The organism is Gemmatimonadales bacterium, assembly GCA_030697825.1.
Classification (GTDB): domain Bacteria; phylum Gemmatimonadota; class Gemmatimonadetes; order Gemmatimonadales; family JACORV01; genus JACORV01.
The window spans coordinates 17,100-31,741 of sequence record JAUYOW010000078.1 but is presented as its reverse complement, the minus strand read 5'-3'; the positions used below and the strand labels follow the sequence as shown (position 1 = coordinate 31,741).

General features: G+C 71.0%; 15 protein-coding genes. 4 read left to right on the top strand and 11 right to left on the bottom strand.

Annotated elements, in window-relative coordinates; genetic code table 11:
* Positions 1 to 54: 54 nt before the first annotated feature.
* Genes Q8Q85_04185 through Q8Q85_04170 form a run of 4 tightly spaced genes read left to right on the top strand, consistent with a single transcriptional unit; the run spans position 55 to position 4,370 of the window.
* Positions 55 to 1,173 (top strand): efflux RND transporter periplasmic adaptor subunit, encoded by a 1,119-nt coding sequence (locus Q8Q85_04185; protein MDP3773444.1) that lies wholly within the window; start codon positions 55 to 57, stop codon positions 1,171 to 1,173.
* Positions 1,173 to 1,841: an ABC transporter ATP-binding protein gene (locus Q8Q85_04180; GenBank protein MDP3773443.1), complete on the top strand. Its 669-nt coding sequence runs from the start codon at positions 1,173 to 1,175 to the stop codon at positions 1,839 to 1,841. The genes Q8Q85_04185 and Q8Q85_04180 overlap by 1 nt, the downstream gene beginning before the upstream one ends.
* A complete protein-coding gene (locus Q8Q85_04175) occupies positions 1,838 to 3,064 on the top strand; it encodes an ABC transporter permease (GenBank protein ID MDP3773442.1) in 1,227 nt (408 codons plus the stop codon). The genes Q8Q85_04180 and Q8Q85_04175 overlap by 4 nt, the downstream gene beginning before the upstream one ends.
* Complete coding sequence (locus tag Q8Q85_04170; GenBank protein MDP3773441.1) at positions 3,057 to 4,370, top strand: ABC transporter permease; 1,314 nt, start codon at positions 3,057 to 3,059, stop codon at positions 4,368 to 4,370. The genes Q8Q85_04175 and Q8Q85_04170 overlap by 8 nt, the downstream gene beginning before the upstream one ends.
* A gap of 3 nt (positions 4,371 to 4,373) precedes the next feature.
* Here Q8Q85_04170 and msrA read toward each other — a convergent pair whose 3' ends face one another.
* From msrA to Q8Q85_04115, 11 genes are all read right to left on the bottom strand, one after another.
* Positions 4,374 to 4,946, bottom strand: coding sequence for a peptide-methionine (S)-S-oxide reductase MsrA (gene msrA / locus Q8Q85_04165; protein MDP3773440.1), 573 nt, complete (start codon positions 4,944 to 4,946; stop codon positions 4,374 to 4,376).
* Between the two features lie 51 nt (positions 4,947 to 4,997).
* Positions 4,998 to 6,359 carry a lysine-sensitive aspartokinase 3 gene (gene lysC / locus Q8Q85_04160; GenBank protein MDP3773439.1) on the bottom strand — a complete coding sequence of 454 codons (1,362 nt, stop codon included), beginning with the start codon at positions 6,357 to 6,359 and terminating at the stop codon, positions 4,998 to 5,000.
* On the bottom strand, positions 6,356 to 7,426 hold the full coding sequence (asd, locus tag Q8Q85_04155; protein MDP3773438.1) for an aspartate-semialdehyde dehydrogenase: 1,071 nt from the start codon (positions 7,424 to 7,426) through the stop codon (positions 6,356 to 6,358). Before asd ends, lysC begins: the two co-directional genes overlap by 4 nt.
* A 4-nt stretch (positions 7,427 to 7,430) precedes the next feature.
* The gene (locus tag Q8Q85_04150; protein ID MDP3773437.1) at positions 7,431 to 8,429 is read right to left on the bottom strand and encodes a M20/M25/M40 family metallo-hydrolase; all 999 of its coding nucleotides are present in this window, start codon (positions 8,427 to 8,429) and stop codon (positions 7,431 to 7,433) included.
* Between the two features lie 78 nt (positions 8,430 to 8,507).
* Entirely contained in the window at positions 8,508 to 9,572 is a 1,065-nt protein-coding gene (hypE, locus tag Q8Q85_04145; GenBank protein ID MDP3773436.1) for a hydrogenase expression/formation protein HypE, read from the bottom strand.
* Between the two features lies 1 nt (position 9,573).
* Positions 9,574 to 10,683, bottom strand: coding sequence for a hydrogenase formation protein HypD (gene hypD, locus Q8Q85_04140; protein MDP3773435.1), 1,110 nt, complete (start codon positions 10,681 to 10,683; stop codon positions 9,574 to 9,576).
* The gene (locus Q8Q85_04135) at positions 10,680 to 10,976 is read right to left on the bottom strand and encodes a HypC/HybG/HupF family hydrogenase formation chaperone (protein MDP3773434.1); all 297 of its coding nucleotides are present in this window, start codon (positions 10,974 to 10,976) and stop codon (positions 10,680 to 10,682) included. Before Q8Q85_04135 ends, hypD begins: the two co-directional genes overlap by 4 nt.
* On the bottom strand, positions 10,967 to 13,324 hold the full coding sequence (gene hypF, locus Q8Q85_04130) for a carbamoyltransferase HypF (protein MDP3773433.1): 2,358 nt from the start codon (positions 13,322 to 13,324) through the stop codon (positions 10,967 to 10,969). The genes Q8Q85_04135 and hypF overlap by 10 nt, the downstream gene beginning before the upstream one ends.
* Positions 13,321 to 13,992, bottom strand: coding sequence for a hydrogenase nickel incorporation protein HypB (gene hypB, locus Q8Q85_04125; protein ID MDP3773432.1), 672 nt, complete (start codon positions 13,990 to 13,992; stop codon positions 13,321 to 13,323). The genes hypF and hypB overlap by 4 nt, the downstream gene beginning before the upstream one ends.
* On the bottom strand, positions 13,964 to 14,233 hold the full coding sequence (locus Q8Q85_04120; GenBank protein MDP3773431.1) for a hydrogenase maturation nickel metallochaperone HypA: 270 nt from the start codon (positions 14,231 to 14,233) through the stop codon (positions 13,964 to 13,966). Before Q8Q85_04120 ends, hypB begins: the two co-directional genes overlap by 29 nt.
* Positions 14,226 to 14,606 carry a hydrogenase maturation protease gene (locus Q8Q85_04115; GenBank protein MDP3773430.1) on the bottom strand — a complete coding sequence of 127 codons (381 nt, stop codon included), beginning with the start codon at positions 14,604 to 14,606 and terminating at the stop codon, positions 14,226 to 14,228. Before Q8Q85_04115 ends, Q8Q85_04120 begins: the two co-directional genes overlap by 8 nt.
* Positions 14,607 to 14,642: the final 36 nt, after the last annotated feature.

Here is a 14,642-nt window from a genome sequence, read left to right as displayed (position 1 = left end):
CATTTGAACCCCGGCCAACTCCATGCTGCCCAATGGATTGCAAAGGTAGAATCGATGCGCCATCACCCGATGCTCGCCCTCCTGCCGCTGCTGGCCCTCGCCGCATGCTCCAAGGCTAGCGGCGAGGGCGGTGACTCGCCCTACCCCTTCAAGGTCGGCTTCGCCGACCGTGGCGACATCCACGTAACCATTGAGGAAACCGGTGTGGTCGAGCCCGACCGCCAGATCGTCGTCAAGTCGCCGATCTCCGGGATCGTGCGCCGGCTGCTGGTGGGCGAGGGAGACGTGGTTCGCGCGGGCCAACTCCTCGCCACCGTCGTTCCCGACATCGCGCAGGCCAACCAGCTCGCCCAGATGCGGAGTGACGTCACTTCCGCCCGCATCGCGCGGGACAACGCCCGTCGCGACTACGACCGCGCGCAAGGGCTCACCGTCGGCACGATGATCACCCAGCAGCAGATCGAGGAAAAACGAGCGGCGATCGAGCAGGCTGAGAACACCCTGCACCGCGTACAGAACCAGCTCCGGCTCGTGGAAGAGAGCGGCGTGGTCGCTAACGATTCGTCGCAGCTCGCTTCGATCCGCGCGCCCGCCGCCGGCGTGGTGATCCTGCGCGGCGTCGAAGAGGGCGAAACCGTCGTGGGCGGCACCAGCGCCTTCGGCGGCGGTACCGAGATGTTCACCATCGGCGACCTCTCGGTGCTGATCGTGAAGGCGGCGGTGAATGAAGTTGACATCGGAAAGGTGGCGCGTGGTGAGCGCGTGCAGCTCAACGTGGACGCCTTCCCCGACGACACGGTCGAGGGCGTCGTGCGGCTCGTCCCACCCGCGGCGCGCCAGCAGGACCGCGTGCGGGTCTTCGACGTCGAGGTCGAGGTGCGTGGACGCCAGAGCGTGCTGCGCCCCGGCATGACCGCCAACGTGCGCATCGCCGGCCCGACGCGGCGGAACGTGGTGCGCGTCCCGGTCGAGGCAATCATCTACCAGGAAGGAAAGCCGGTCGTCTTCAAGGTCTCGGGCGGTGAGGCGCACGCGACTCCCGTCACGCTCGGCCTTTCCGACATCGCGCACGTCGAGATCACCGGACCAGGCATCGCGCCGGGCGACTCGGTGGCCCTCGAGGACCCGGTCGCGGCGGCCGACCGGGCCAAGAGCGTGCGGCGGACGTCGTAGTGCCACTTATACACGCGAACGGCCTGGAGAAGACCTACCGCCTGGGCCGGGTTGACGTGCCGGCGCTGCGGGGCGCCGACTGCGACATCGAGGCGGGCGAGTTCGTCGCGATCACCGGCCCTTCCGGCTCCGGCAAGAGCACCCTCATGCACATACTCGGCTGCCTGGACACGCCCACGGCCGGCAGCTACGAGCTGGACGGACAGGACGTGAGCCGCCTCCGGGGCAAGACGCTGGCGCACGTGCGGAACAGGAAGGTCGGCTTCGTCTTCCAGACCTTCAACCTGATGCCGCGGCTCAACGTGCTCGAGAACGTCGCGCTCCCGCTCCAGTATCGCGGCGGGATCCCTCGCGCGGAGCGGAAGTCCCGGGCGCGCGCCATCCTCGCGCGGCTCGGCATGGGCGACCGGATGGATCACCGTCCGGACGAGCTGTCGGGTGGGGAGCGGCAGCGGGTGGCGATCGCGCGCGCGCTGGTCGGCGAGCCGGCCATCCTCATGGCCGACGAACCCACCGGCAACCTGGACTCGCAGTCCGGCGCCGAGGTGATGAAGACCTTTCGCGAGTTGCACGAGGCGGGCCACACCATCCTTCTCGTCACCCACGACTCCAAGGTCGCCGCCGAGGCGCACCGCACCATCCACATCTCCGACGGTCGCGTAGTGTGACTTTCGCGGAGGCGCTGCTCACCGGTCTCGACGAAGCGCGGCGGCATTGGGGCCAGACCGTCCTCTCGCTGCTGGGCCTCATTCTCGGCACCGCGAGCATCGTCACGGTGCTGGCGCTGTTCGGCGGGCAGACGGCGCTCACCACCCAGTTCCTCAACGAAGTGGGCGGCGCCGGGACGATCATCGCGCGCAACCGCGACATGGCGATCACGCCAACCGCGCGCGAGCTCCGCTCCGACCGCCTCACCTACCGCGACGCCCAGATGCTGAAGGACCGCGCCCACACGCTCCTCGCGGTGAGCCCCGGCTGGAGCCACGAGCTGCCCTACCGCGCGGGCGGCGTCAGCTTCGACGGCGAAGTGATCGGCACGGTGCCGGACTACGCCTTCATCAACGACATCCGGCCGCTGGTGGGCCGCTTCCTCGGCGATCTGGACGTCCGTCGGCGGGCACGGGTCGCGGTGCTGGGCTGGAAGTACGCGGACTCGCTGTTCGGGGACCCCGAGCGTGCCCTCAACCAGCTCGTCAACATCGGCGGGAAGAACTACGTGGTGGTGGGCGTGATGGAGCGCGAGGAGTTCAAGTTCGCGGTCTGGGAGGATAACGCGCTCGAGTACCGCAACCGCCGCGCTTACATCCCCATCACCACCGGGATCGCCAACCTGTCGGGTAACGACCGCCTCGACTTCATGACGCTGAAGGCGCGGCCGCAGGACGGCGCCAGGGTCGCGGAGGCGGAAGTGCGCACCCTGCTTGCGATGCGCCACGGCGTGGAGGACTTCGAGCTTCAGCCCTCCGGCCAGGGCGCCGGCGGCGACAACACCCAGTTCCTGATGCTCATCAACTTCATCTTCCTGGTGGTAGGCGCGGTGTCGCTCTTCACCGGCGGCATCGTGATCGCGAACATCCTGCTCGCCTCCGTCGTGGAGCGGGTGCGCGAGTTCGGCACCCGCATGGCGCTGGGCGCCACGGGAGTCGGCATCTTCGCGCACGTGCTCGCGCAGGTGGTGGTCGTGGCGGTGCTGGGCGGCCTCGCCGGCCTCGGCCTCGGCACCGCGCTCACCGGACTGGTCGCGCACTTCATGCAGGTGCCGGCCGTGGTGAGCCCCTTCGTCGCCGGCCTCGCGCTCGCGACGGCGCTCGCCACCGGCCTCGTCGCCGGCACTTTCCCCGCGATCCAGGCGGCGAGGCTCTCGCCGGTCGAGGCACTGCGCTATGGCTGAGCCGGCGGCTTGGCCGGTGGAGACCGCCGCGGCCGGGCGCCGGGGCCGACTCGCGGGCGCGCTCGATGCGACGTGGGAGCTGGCACGCGACGCCTTCCGCGAGATCGGCGCGCACAAGGTGCGCTCGGTCCTCACCCTCTCCGGTATCGTATTCGGGTGCGCGTCCGTCGTGGCGATGACGTCGCTCGCCGCCGCGGTGAAGACGATGGCCTACGACGAGCTTCGGCGAATGGGCCTGCCGAGGAGCTTCTCGTTGTACGACGGGAGCCCGCGCAGCGACAGCCGCCGCGCCGCCGACCTCATGCATCCCGGCCTCAAAGCCGCCGACCTCGAGGCGCTGCGCCGCGTGCCGGGGGTCGAGTCGGTGTACGGCAACGTCGCCGGCCAGGACATGATAGTTGCCACGCCACTCGGCCAGCGGCGCCTCCAGGTCCGCGGCGTGGACGCTGGGTACCTCGAACAGCGGCACTGGCCCGTCATCCAGGGCCGCACCCTCGTGCCGCTCGACATCATCGGGCGCTCGCGCGTCGCCGTGGTCGGCTCGGCGCTCGTCGAGGACCTCTTCGGCAGCGCGGACCCCGTCGGCCGTACCCTCACGATCGACGCCGTGCGGTTCACGGTGGTGGGTGTCAACGCGCCGCTCCCCCTCGAGTTCATCCCGGTCGATTTCAGCTTCACGGCCCGGCGGATCTACATCCCCTACACGTACCTCAGCCGCTATCAGATGGGCGAGGGCCGGGTGGGGAGCGTGACCGTCACCGTCGCGGCGGATGCGGACTTCCCGAGCACCATGCAGTCGGGGCGCGCGGCGCTCCGGCAGCGGCACGGCGTCGAGGACTTCAACCTTCAGAACGACGCCGCCGAGGTGGCCGAGAACCTCGCGCTGGCGGACAACGTCCTGAAGGGGTGGAACGGCGTGCTATTCGCCATCGCAGGCGTGACGATGATCGTGGGCGGCATAGGGCTCTTCAGCGTGCTGCTGATCTCGGTGCGCGAGCGGGTGCGCGAGATCGGCATCCGCAAGGCGCTGGGCGCGGACGACGAGGAGATCAAGGCGTTGTTCCTGGCCGAGGCGCTCACGTTGGCGGCGAGCGGCGCGCTGGTCGGCATCGCGGGAGGCGCGGGCCTCATCTTCGTCACCCAGCAGATCGCGCAGCAGTTCGGGCGGCACTTCACGATCCCGATCAACGTGCCCGGCGTGGTGATGTCGGTCTTCTTCGCGGTGGTGGTCGGGCTGCTGTTCGGCTGGTATCCGGCGCGGCGGGCCTCGCGGTTCAATCCGATCGAGGCGATCTACGAGGTCTAGCGCTCAGGCCTTTTTCAACTTCTCGAAGTACACCTTCCTCAGCTTGGCCACCTTGGGCGCGATCACCGCCCGGCAATACCCCTGCCCCGGATTGTTCCGGTAATAGCCTTGGTGGTAATCCTCGGCGGGGTAGAACGTCGCGAGTGGTGAGATCTTGGTCACGATCGGCGCATCCCAAACCTTCTGGGCCGTGAGCTCCGCAACCACGCCCTCGGCCGTCGCCTTCTGCTCTGGAGAGTGGTAGAAGATGGCCGAGCGATACTGCGTGCCGGCGTCGTTCCCCTGGCGATCGAGCGTCGTGGGGTCGTGGATCGTGAAGAAGACCTCGAGCAGGTGCTTGAAGGAGACGGCTCGCGGGTCGAACGTGACCTGCACGACTTCGGCGTGACCCGTCGCGCCCGCGCAGACGCGCTCGTACGACGGATTCGCCACCGTCCCTCCCGCGTAGCCCGAAACCACGCGCTCGACGCCGCGCAGCTGCTCGAAGACGGCCTCGAGGCACCAGAAGCACCCGCCCGCCAGCGTCGCGGTCTCCCGTCCGTTCGCTCCCACTCCGATCTCCTTCAGAGTCGTCATGCCGTCATCAAGAACGCCGGAGTCGGGTCCGGAGTTCCGCCACGAGCCTGGTCACATCGCCGCGGACGGCTCCAACAGAGCCGCGTGCAGCCTGCGCATCCCTGGCTCCAGCAGATCATCGTCCACGATGATCGTGAGATTGATCCCCGTCGCGCTCAACGAGACCATGCGCACGGGGATGTCTCCCAGCGCGGCGATCGCATGCGCCATGGTCGCGCTGTGATCGCCGAGGCCCGCGCCCACCACCGCGAGGATCGCGCGGTTACGCTCGACTGAGACGTCGCCCAGGGTCGCGAGGTCCACCACGAGCCCGTCGAGCCGCGCCGCACCGTCCACCGTGAGAGAGACGGACACCTCCGAAGTAGCCACCACGTCCACCGCGACCTGGTGCCGCGCGAAGATCTCGAAGAGGCGGCCCAGGAACCCGTGCGCGTTGAGCATCCGCGACGACTGCACCTTCAGCACCGCCACACCTCGCCGGCCGGCGAGCGCCGTCACCGGGCGGCGCGGGGCGTCAGTGGTGATGCGCGTCCCCTTGCCGTCGGGCCGGCGGGAGTTGTACACGTGAACCGGGATCCCGCGCCCCACCGCGGGCGCGATGGTCGCGGGATGGAGCACCTTGGCCCCGAAGGTGGCCAGCTCCGACGCCTCATCGAAGCGCACCTGCTCGAGCAGGCGCGCCGCCGGCACGACGCGTGGATCGGCGGTGAGCATGCCGTCCACGTCGGTCCAGATCTCGATCGCCTCAACTTCGAGCGCCGCCCCGATGAGCGAGGCGCTGTAGTCGGAGCCGCCGCGACCCAGCGTGGTCGTGATCCCCTGCTCCGTCGCCCCGATGAAGCCGCCCAGTACCGGAACGCGACCCTGCTCGACCAGCGGGAGCAGCGTCTCGCGCCCCGCCCGCGCGATCGCGTCGGGCTTCGGTGTGGCTCGAGTGAACTGTTCGTCGGTGATCATGACCCGCCGCGCATCCACCAGCTCCACGGGAAGCCCGCACGCCGCGAACGCCGCCGTCACGAGCCCCGGCGACAGCTGCTCGCCGATGGCGGCGACGGCGTCCTGGCTGCGCGGCGTGACGTGCCCGAGCACTGAGAGTGCCTCGGCGAGGCTCGCCAACTCGTCGCACGTCGCGCTTATATCGCCTCGCACTTCATCCGCCGGGGCGCCACTTCCCAGCAGATCGTCGGCCGCGGTGAGGTGCCGCTCGCGCAACCCCTCCACCTCACGCACCGCCACGATGAGCCGGCCCTTCACCGCGTGCTCGGCAATGGCGAGCAGCGCGTTGGTCGTCCCCGCGAGCGCGGAGACCACCACGATGGGCTTTCGGTCCAGCCGGGTGCGAACGATGGCCGCCGAACGCCGGATGGCCTCGGCGTCACCCACCGACGTCCCGCCGAACTTGACGACGATCACACGCCGCGGATCATGCCGCGCGCCACCATCAGCTCGGCGTTGAGGATCGACGCGCCCGCCGCGCCGCGAATGGTGTTGTGCCCCGTCGCCACCAGCCTGAGGTCGAGGATCGGGTCCTTGCGCACCCGGCCCACGGTGACCGCCATGCCGGCGCCAGCCCCGGCGTCGCGGCGGGGCTGGGGACGGTCCGGTGCATCCGTCACGATGAGCGGCGGCTTCGGCGCGCTCGGCAGGTCGAGATCCTCCACCGCGCCGCGCCACGCGCGCAACGCCCCCAGCGCCTCGTCCGGCGCCGCTTTCTCGTTAAGCGCCACCGAAAGACACGCCGTGTGGCCGTGCTCGACCGGCACGCGGTTGGCCTGCGCGCTCACTTCGAATGGCGCCGCGCTCACCGAATCGCCGTCCAGCCAGCCGAGGATCTTCCGCGTCTCGCTCTCGATCTTCTCCTCCTCGCCGGCGATGAACGGGATGACATTGCCGAGGATGTCGAGGGAAGGAACGCCCGGATACCCCGCGCCCGAGACCGCCTGCATCGTCATCGCGAACACCTGCCGCACGCCGAACGCCTCGTGGAGCGGCGCCAGCGCCATCGCGATGACGATCGTCGCGCAATTGGCGTTGGTGACGATGGCGCCGTCCCAGCCGCGTGCCCTACGCTGCGCATCGAGCAGCGCGAGATGGTCCGCGTTGATCTCCGGGATGACGAGCGGGACGTCGCGCTCCATGCGGAAGCTGCGCGCGTTGCTGAGCACCACGCGGCCCGCGCGCGCGAACGCGGTTTCAATCTCTCCCGCGACACCGGCGTCCAGCGCGGAGAACACCACCGGCGCGTCGAACGCGGCGGGATCGCACCGGAGGACGGGCAGGTCCGCCGCACCCGCCGGCAGATCACCACCGATCCAGCGGGTCGCCTCCCGATACTTCTTCCCCGCCGAGCGCTCGGACGCCGCGACCGCGGCGAGCCGGAACCACGGATGGTGCTCCAGCAGCTGGACGAACGTCTGCCCGACCGCGCCCGTCGCGCCGAGGACGGCGACCGGGATCCTGGTCGCCGGGACGTGCGGCATGCGCTCAAGTCGCAAGGAGGATACCGGCAAGGCGCTCATACGCGTCCACGCTCTCCGTCAGCTCCCGCACCTCGATGTACTCCTCGGCGGTGTGCGCGACATGAATGGACCCCGGCCCGAAGAGCAGCGGTGTTCCCCATCGGTCGAGCAGCGGGACGTCGGTGGCATACGCGACCGGCGCCGTCGCGAAGCCCGGCACCGTGTGGCAGCGCGGCGCGGGCGGCGTGTACGAGCCGTACCCGATCTCCGCGCGCCCCGTGACGCACCCCTCTACCACGCGCTTCAGCTGCTCGACGTCCCCGGCCAGACGGAACATCAGCTCGGCCTCGCATGCGTCCGGAATCACGTTGGCTTCGGTGCCGCCCTTGATCGTGCCGACGTTGACCGTCGTGGCGCCGAGGATCTCATCGGTGGGGAGCGGGAGGCCCTGGATGTCCTGGAGGATGGCCAGCATCGGCACGATCGCGGACTGGCCGAGGTCGGGATAGGCGGAGTGCGCGGCGCGGCCCTTGGTGCGCAGCGTGACCCGTAGCGACCCGCGGGCGCCGGTGGCGAGCTTGCTCTCGGTCGGCTCGCCGAAGATGAGGAAGCGGCTGGTCGCGGGGAGCCGGTTCGCCGCGCGCGCGCCGTCGGAGCCATGCTCCTCGCCCACCACGAAGAGCAGGTCCACCCGGTCCTCGCCGCGCGCCGCGAGCCGCTCGGCGGCGACCAGCATCGCGGCGGCGATCCCCTTGGCATCGCACGCGCCGCGGCCGTAGAGGCGGTCGTCGCGGAGGTCGGGCCGCACGAACGGCGGCACCGTATCGAGATGGGTGGAGAAAGTGACCCCGCCACCCGCGCGCGAGGCCCAGACATTGCCCCGCCCATCGGTCACTTCCTGGACGGTGACGTTCCACCCGCGGGAGACTAGCCAGCGAGCCACGAAATCCACCGCCGGCCCTTCGGCGCCGGTGGGGGACTCCAGGGAGACGAGTTCGGCCGCGAGCGCCACGACGTCGGTCATGGCGCGGATAATAGCGCCATTCGGCGCGCGGTGCAGCGCGGCGGGCGCCGTATGCGCGGCGACTCGATCAGGAACCGGTCAGCAGATGCGCGGCAGCTGGTCGCCCGGCAGCATGTCCACGACGCGCGTCCCGCCGATGGCGGTGAGCATTACGACCATGCCGGGATGGTCGTCCACCACGTGGCCGATCCGCGCCGCCTCCCGGCCGAGCGGGTGCGTGTGCAGCGCCTCGACTGCCTGGTCCGCGAGCGCGCCGGGCACGAACGCGAGCAGCACGCCCTCGTTGGCGACGTACAGGGGGTCGAAGCCGAGCAGCTCGCATGCGGCGGCCACCGGGCCCGGGATCGGGAGCGCGTCCTCGTGCAGCGCGATGCCGACGCGGGAGGCCGCGGCGATCTCGTTCAGCGCGCTCGCCACGCCGCCGCGGGTAGGGTCGCGCATGACGGAGATCCCGTCGCCGCAGCGTTCGCGCAGGCGCTCGACCAGCGGGTACAGCGTGGCCGAGTCGCTCTCGACCTGCACCTCGAGCTCGAGGCCCTCGCGCGCGGCCATGATCGCGATGCCGTGCCGCCCGATCGGGCCGCTCACGATGACCGCGTCGCCGGCGCGGGCGCGCTCGGGTCCGGGCCGGAACCCGCCATCGAGCAGGCCGATCCCGGTCGTGTTGATGAACACCCCGTCGGCCTTGCCGCGCTCCACCACCTTCGTGTCGCCGGTGACGATCTCTACGTTGGCTTCGCGCGCCGCCTCGCTCATCGCGACGAGGATCCGATCGAGCACGTCGAACGGCAGCCCCTCCTCCAGCACGAAGCCCGCGGCGAGGTACAGCGGCCGCGCGCCCATCATCGCGAGGTCGTTCAAGGTACCGTGCACCGCGAGCGAGCCCACGTTGCCGCCTGGGAACTCGAGCGGCGAGACGACGAAGGTGTCGGTCGAGACCGCGAGTTCGGCGCCGCCGATGCCGACGACCGCAGCGTCACCCAGGCGGCTCAGGATCGCGTTGCCGAACCGCGGCAGGAAGCGCTCGCGCAACAGCGCGGCGCTCATCTTCCCGCCCGAGCCGTGGCCGAGCTGGACGCGGTCGTGGGCGACCGACGGCGCCGGGCAGACGAGCGCGCTCGTGGCCAGGGTGCCGACGCTCATGTCACACCTCCAGCGGCGCTGCCGCCCGCAAGCGCCCGTAGTTGTAGTACGCGGCGCACGCGCCCTCCGACGACACCATCGGCGCGCCGAGCGGCTGCTCCGGCGTGCACTGCGTGCCGAAGGCCGGGCAGGCGCTGGGCTTCAGCTTCCCGGTGAGCACGTCGCCGGCGTGGCAGAGCGGCGACTCGGCGGTGGTGATGTCGGCGAGTTCGAATCGCCGCTCCGCGTCGTACGCCGCAAACTCCTCGGCGAGGCCGAGCCCGCTGCGCGGGATCTCCCCGATCCCGCGCCACTTCCGGTCCACCAGCGCGAAGACGCGCGAAACCAGCTCCTGAGCGGGTTGGTTGCCTTCCCGGCGCACCGAGCGCACGTACTGGTTCTCCACCTCGTGCCGCCCCTCCTCGAGCTGGAGCACCGCCATCATGATCCCCTCGAGGATGTCCACCGGCTCGAACCCGGTGACCACGATGGGCACTCGGTACTTCGCCGCGATCGGCTCGTACTCGGTCCACCCCATCACCGTGCAGACGTGACCCGCGGCGAGGAAGGCCTGCACGCGGTTGTCCGGCGACCCGAGCAGCGCCGTCATCGCCGGCGGCACGGTGACGTGCGAGACCAGCACGCTGAAGTTCGGGACGCCCAATTCGCGCGCGCGCCAGACCGCCATCGCGTTCGCGGGCGCCGTGGTCTCGAACCCAACCGCGAAGAAGACGACCTGCTTGCCCGGATTCCGCCGGGCGAGCTCGACGGCGTCGAGCGGCGAGTACACGACGCGCACCTGGCCGCCCCGGGCGCGGACCTGGAGGAGGTCGCACTCGCTGCCGGGCACCCGCAGCATGTCGCCGAACGAGGTGAAGATGACGTCCGGCCGCGCGGCGAGGCGCAGCGCCTTGTCGATCTGCTCCAGCGGCGTCACGCACACCGGACAGCCGGGGCCGTGGATCATCTCGACGGCGCCGTCCAGGAGGTCGTCGATCCCCTGCTTCACGATGGTGTGCGTCTGGCCGCCGCAAACTTCCATGAGCACCCACCGCCGCGTCGCGGTCCGCCGGATCCGCGCCATGAGGGCTCTCGCAACGTCGCCATCGCGATACTCGCTGAGGTATTTCATGCGACCATGCCCGGCAGCGAGCCGAGACCGCGCTCCGCGACCTCCCGCATCCACTCCAGCTCGTCGAGCTGGCTCATCTCGCGCAGCGCCTCGAAGGTGCGGCGCGCCTCCTCCTCATCCACCTTGCTGATGGCGAAGCCCACGTGGACGATGACGTAGTCGCCGAGGCCCACTTCGTCCGCGACGTAGGCGAGGCAGACATCGCGCCGCACGCCGCCGAAGTCCACCACGCCGGTGCGCAGACCCTCGTCGTCCTTCAGCTCGACCAGCCGGCCGGGGATTCCTAGGCACATACTGACCTCCCGAGTCGCGCGTCCGGCGCGTGAGCCGCGGCGCGCTCGCCCGCCAGGATCGCCGCCGCGATGGCGGCCTGGCCGTAGCTGATCGCGCCGTCGTTGGGCGAGAGGCGCTGCGGCGCGTAGACCGCGAGCCCCCGTGCCTCCAGGCGCCAGCGCACCGACGCCAACAGCCGCGCGTTCTGGAAGCACCCGCCGCCCAGCACGACGGTCTGCAGCCCCTCGGCCTCGCACACCTTCTGCGCCACCTCGGCGGTCGCGGCCGCGACGCTCTCGTGGAACGCGGCAGCCAGCGTCGGCGCGCTTACGCCCCGCGCCAGCCGTCGGCCCAGCTCCGCGAGCAGCGGCACTGGGTCGAGGAGCCAGCCGTCCTCGCCATCGGGCTCCACCGGGAACGGGAGCGGCGCCGCGCCGTGCGCGCCGGCCATGGCCTCCAGCTCCATCGCGGCCTGGCCCTCGTAGTCTGCCACGAGGCGTAGGCCGAGCACGGCCGCCGCGGCGTCGAACAGCCGGCCCATCGAGGAGGCCGCCGGCGCGTTGAGGCGCCGCGCGATCTGCCGCACCGCCACCGCCCGCTCGGCCTCATCCACGCCGTCGAACGCGCGGGCGAAGGCGGGCGCCTCCTGGGGCGCGAGCGACAGGAAGCCCAGGGCCGCGCGCCACGGCCGCCGCGCCGCGAGATCACCGCCGGGCAGCGGCGCATAGCGCAGGTGCGCGCGGCGCCGGTAGCCGCCGAGGTCCGCGGCCAGCACCTCCGCGCCCCAGACCGCACCGTCGTCGCCCAGGCCCGTGCCGTCGTAGGCGATGCCCACCACGCGGTCCGTGAGCCCGTGCTCCCCCATCACCGCCGCGATGTGGGCGTGGTGATGCTGCACCGTGAGCACCCGGTGCAGGCCCAGCTCTTCGGCCACCCGGGTCGAGAGGTAGCCGGGGTGCAGGTCCCGCACCGCCACCTCGGGCTCGATGCGGAACAGCCGCCGGTAGGTATCGTACACCGCCGTGAAGTGCTCGAGCGTCTCCAGGTCCTCGAGGTCGCCGACGTGCTGGCTCACGTAGGCCGTCGCGCCGTGCGCCAGGGTGAGCGTGTTCTTGAGGTGCGGGCCGACGGCGACCAGCGGCACCGGCGACGCGACGGGCAGCGTCAACGGAAGCGGCGCGTAGCCGCGCGCGCGGCGCAGGAACACCGGCGCGCCGGTCACCACGCGCACCACCGAGTCGTCGTAGCGCGCCACGATCTCGCGGTCGTGCAGCAGGAACGAGTCGGCGATCCCGGCGAGCCGGCGGCGTGCCTCGTCGTTCGACGTCGCGATCGGTTCATCGCTGAGATTGCCGCTGGTCATCACCAGCGGCCGCCGCGCGCACTCCAGCAGCAGGAAGTGGAGCGGCGTGTAGGCGAGCATCAGGCCGACGGTGTCCAGCCCCGGAGCGACCGCCGCCGCGAGCGGCGCCTCGGCGCGGCGCCGGAGCACCACGATCGGCCGCTCGGGCGAGCCGAGCGGCTCCGCCTCGGCCGCGCCCACATGCGCCACCGCGCGCGCCTCGTCGAGCGATCCCACCATCACCGCCAGCGGCTTGGCATCGCGGCGCTTGCGCGCGCGCAGCCGGCGCACCGCCGCCTCGTCGGTCGCGTCCACCGCGAAGTGGAAACCACCCAGGCCGCGCACCGCGACAATCAGCCCCTCCCGGAGCATGGCGGCGGCGGACTCGATCGCGCGGGCGCGGTGCCGCTCGAGCACCCGCCCGTCCGCGTGCTCGAGCCAGAGCCGCGGGCCGCACGCCGGGCAGCTGTTGGTCTGCGAGTGGTGGCGCCGGTTGCCCGGGGTCTCGTATTCGCGCCGGCACTCGGGACACATCGCGAACGCGCGCATGGACGTGCGCTCGCGGTCGTACGGCATCGCCTCGATCACGCTGAACCGCGGGCCGCAGTCGGTGCAGGTTATGAACGGGTAGCGGAACCTGCGGTCCCCCGGCTCGATCAGCTCGTGCTCGCATGCCGCGCACAACGCTACGTCGGGCGAGACCGGCAGCCTGCCGTCCGGTTCGACGGCGCTCAGCAGGATCGCGAAGTCGGTGCGCCCCTCGGGCGCGCACGGCTCCCGCGCGATGCGCGCAATGCGGGTGAGCGGCGGCGCCTCACGCTCCAGCGCGCCGACGAACGCCTCCAGCGCCTCGGGCGTGCCCTCCGCCGCGATGGACACCTCGCCCGCGCCGTTGCGTACCCACCCGCCCAGGCCGTACCGCGTCGCGACCCGGTGCACGAAGGGCCGGAACCCGACCCCCTGCACCAGGCCGGTGACGCGCAGCAGCTCGGCCGCGCGCACGGTCGCGATCTCTCCGGCGGTCATGCCGGCGCGAGGGCCCGCACGCGCTGCCGGAGGAAGCAGTACCACGCGTCGAGCCCCTCGCCCGTGAGGGCTGAGGTATGGAAGAACCGCAGCTCCGGATTGACCTGACGAGCGAACTCCATCGCGCGCTCCAGACGGAACGGCACGTACGGCAGCAGATCGATCTTGTTCAGCACCGCGACGCTCGCCTGGCGGAACATCTTCGGGTACTTGAGAGGCTTATCCTCGCCCTCGGTCACCGAGAACAGCACCACCTTGGCGTCCTCGCCGAGGTCCCAGCTCGCCGGGCACACGAGGTTGCCGACGTTCTCGATTATCAGCAGTCGTGTAGCAGCGAGGTCAATGGCCTCGAGCGCGGTAAGCACCTGCCGGGCGTCGAGGTGGCAGGCGCCGTTGGTCACCACCGCCTGCACCAGCCGGTTGGTGCGGCTGGCGATGCGGTCGGCGTCGTTCTGCGTCTGCACGTCGCCGGCCACGACCGCGATGCCCAGCTCCTCGCCGAGCGTCTCAACCGTGCGCTCGAGCAGCAGCGTCTTCCCCGAGCCGGGCGAGCTAACGAGGTTGAGCGCCGTGACGGACGCCTCCCGCAGCCGGCGCCGCACCTCGGTCGCCAGCTCGTTGTTCTTCGCCATCACGCTCTCACGGACCTCGATCGTCCGGACCGCCATCGTCAACCTCCAGGTAGGCGACGTGCAGAGCGTCGCCGGGACGCCGCAGGATCACCGGCCGTGCGCGGCCGAACGGCGGATCGGCGAGCACCGCCTCGAGACAGAACGCGAGGTTCTCGGGCTCCACCCCCGCGTCGTCGCCGACCTCGACCGCCACTTCCCGCACCGCGGCGCATCCCTCGCGCCCGAGTCGCTCTTCCGCGATACGGCAGACCTCCAACGCGATGCTCAGCTCATGCATGCGCCGCCGCCCGGACCCGCCTGCACCCGTACCCCCAGGCCCCGAGCCGGTCCGCCACGCGCCTCACCAGCTCGTCCAAGGCCACGGCCACCAAGGGGGCAAGCTCCGTGCCCATCGCTACCCGCTGCGGCTGGACTCCGAAGGCCACCGCGCGCTCCGGGAGCGTGCCCCGAAGTTCTGCCAGGGCAAGCACTTCGCGCAGGTCAATCTGGTGTGGCGACAGCTTCACCCCTAAGTACCGGGGCAAATCGTCGCGTTCGAGGACAATCTGTCTCCCCGCCGGCGCGCCGGCGTCAATCGCGTCCACCATGATCAGCGCGCCGGCGTCCTCAATGACCGGCAGCAGGTTCATTCCCCAGGTACCACCGTCCACCAGCAACACAATCGGGAAAGCCGGTGCTCGAAGTCT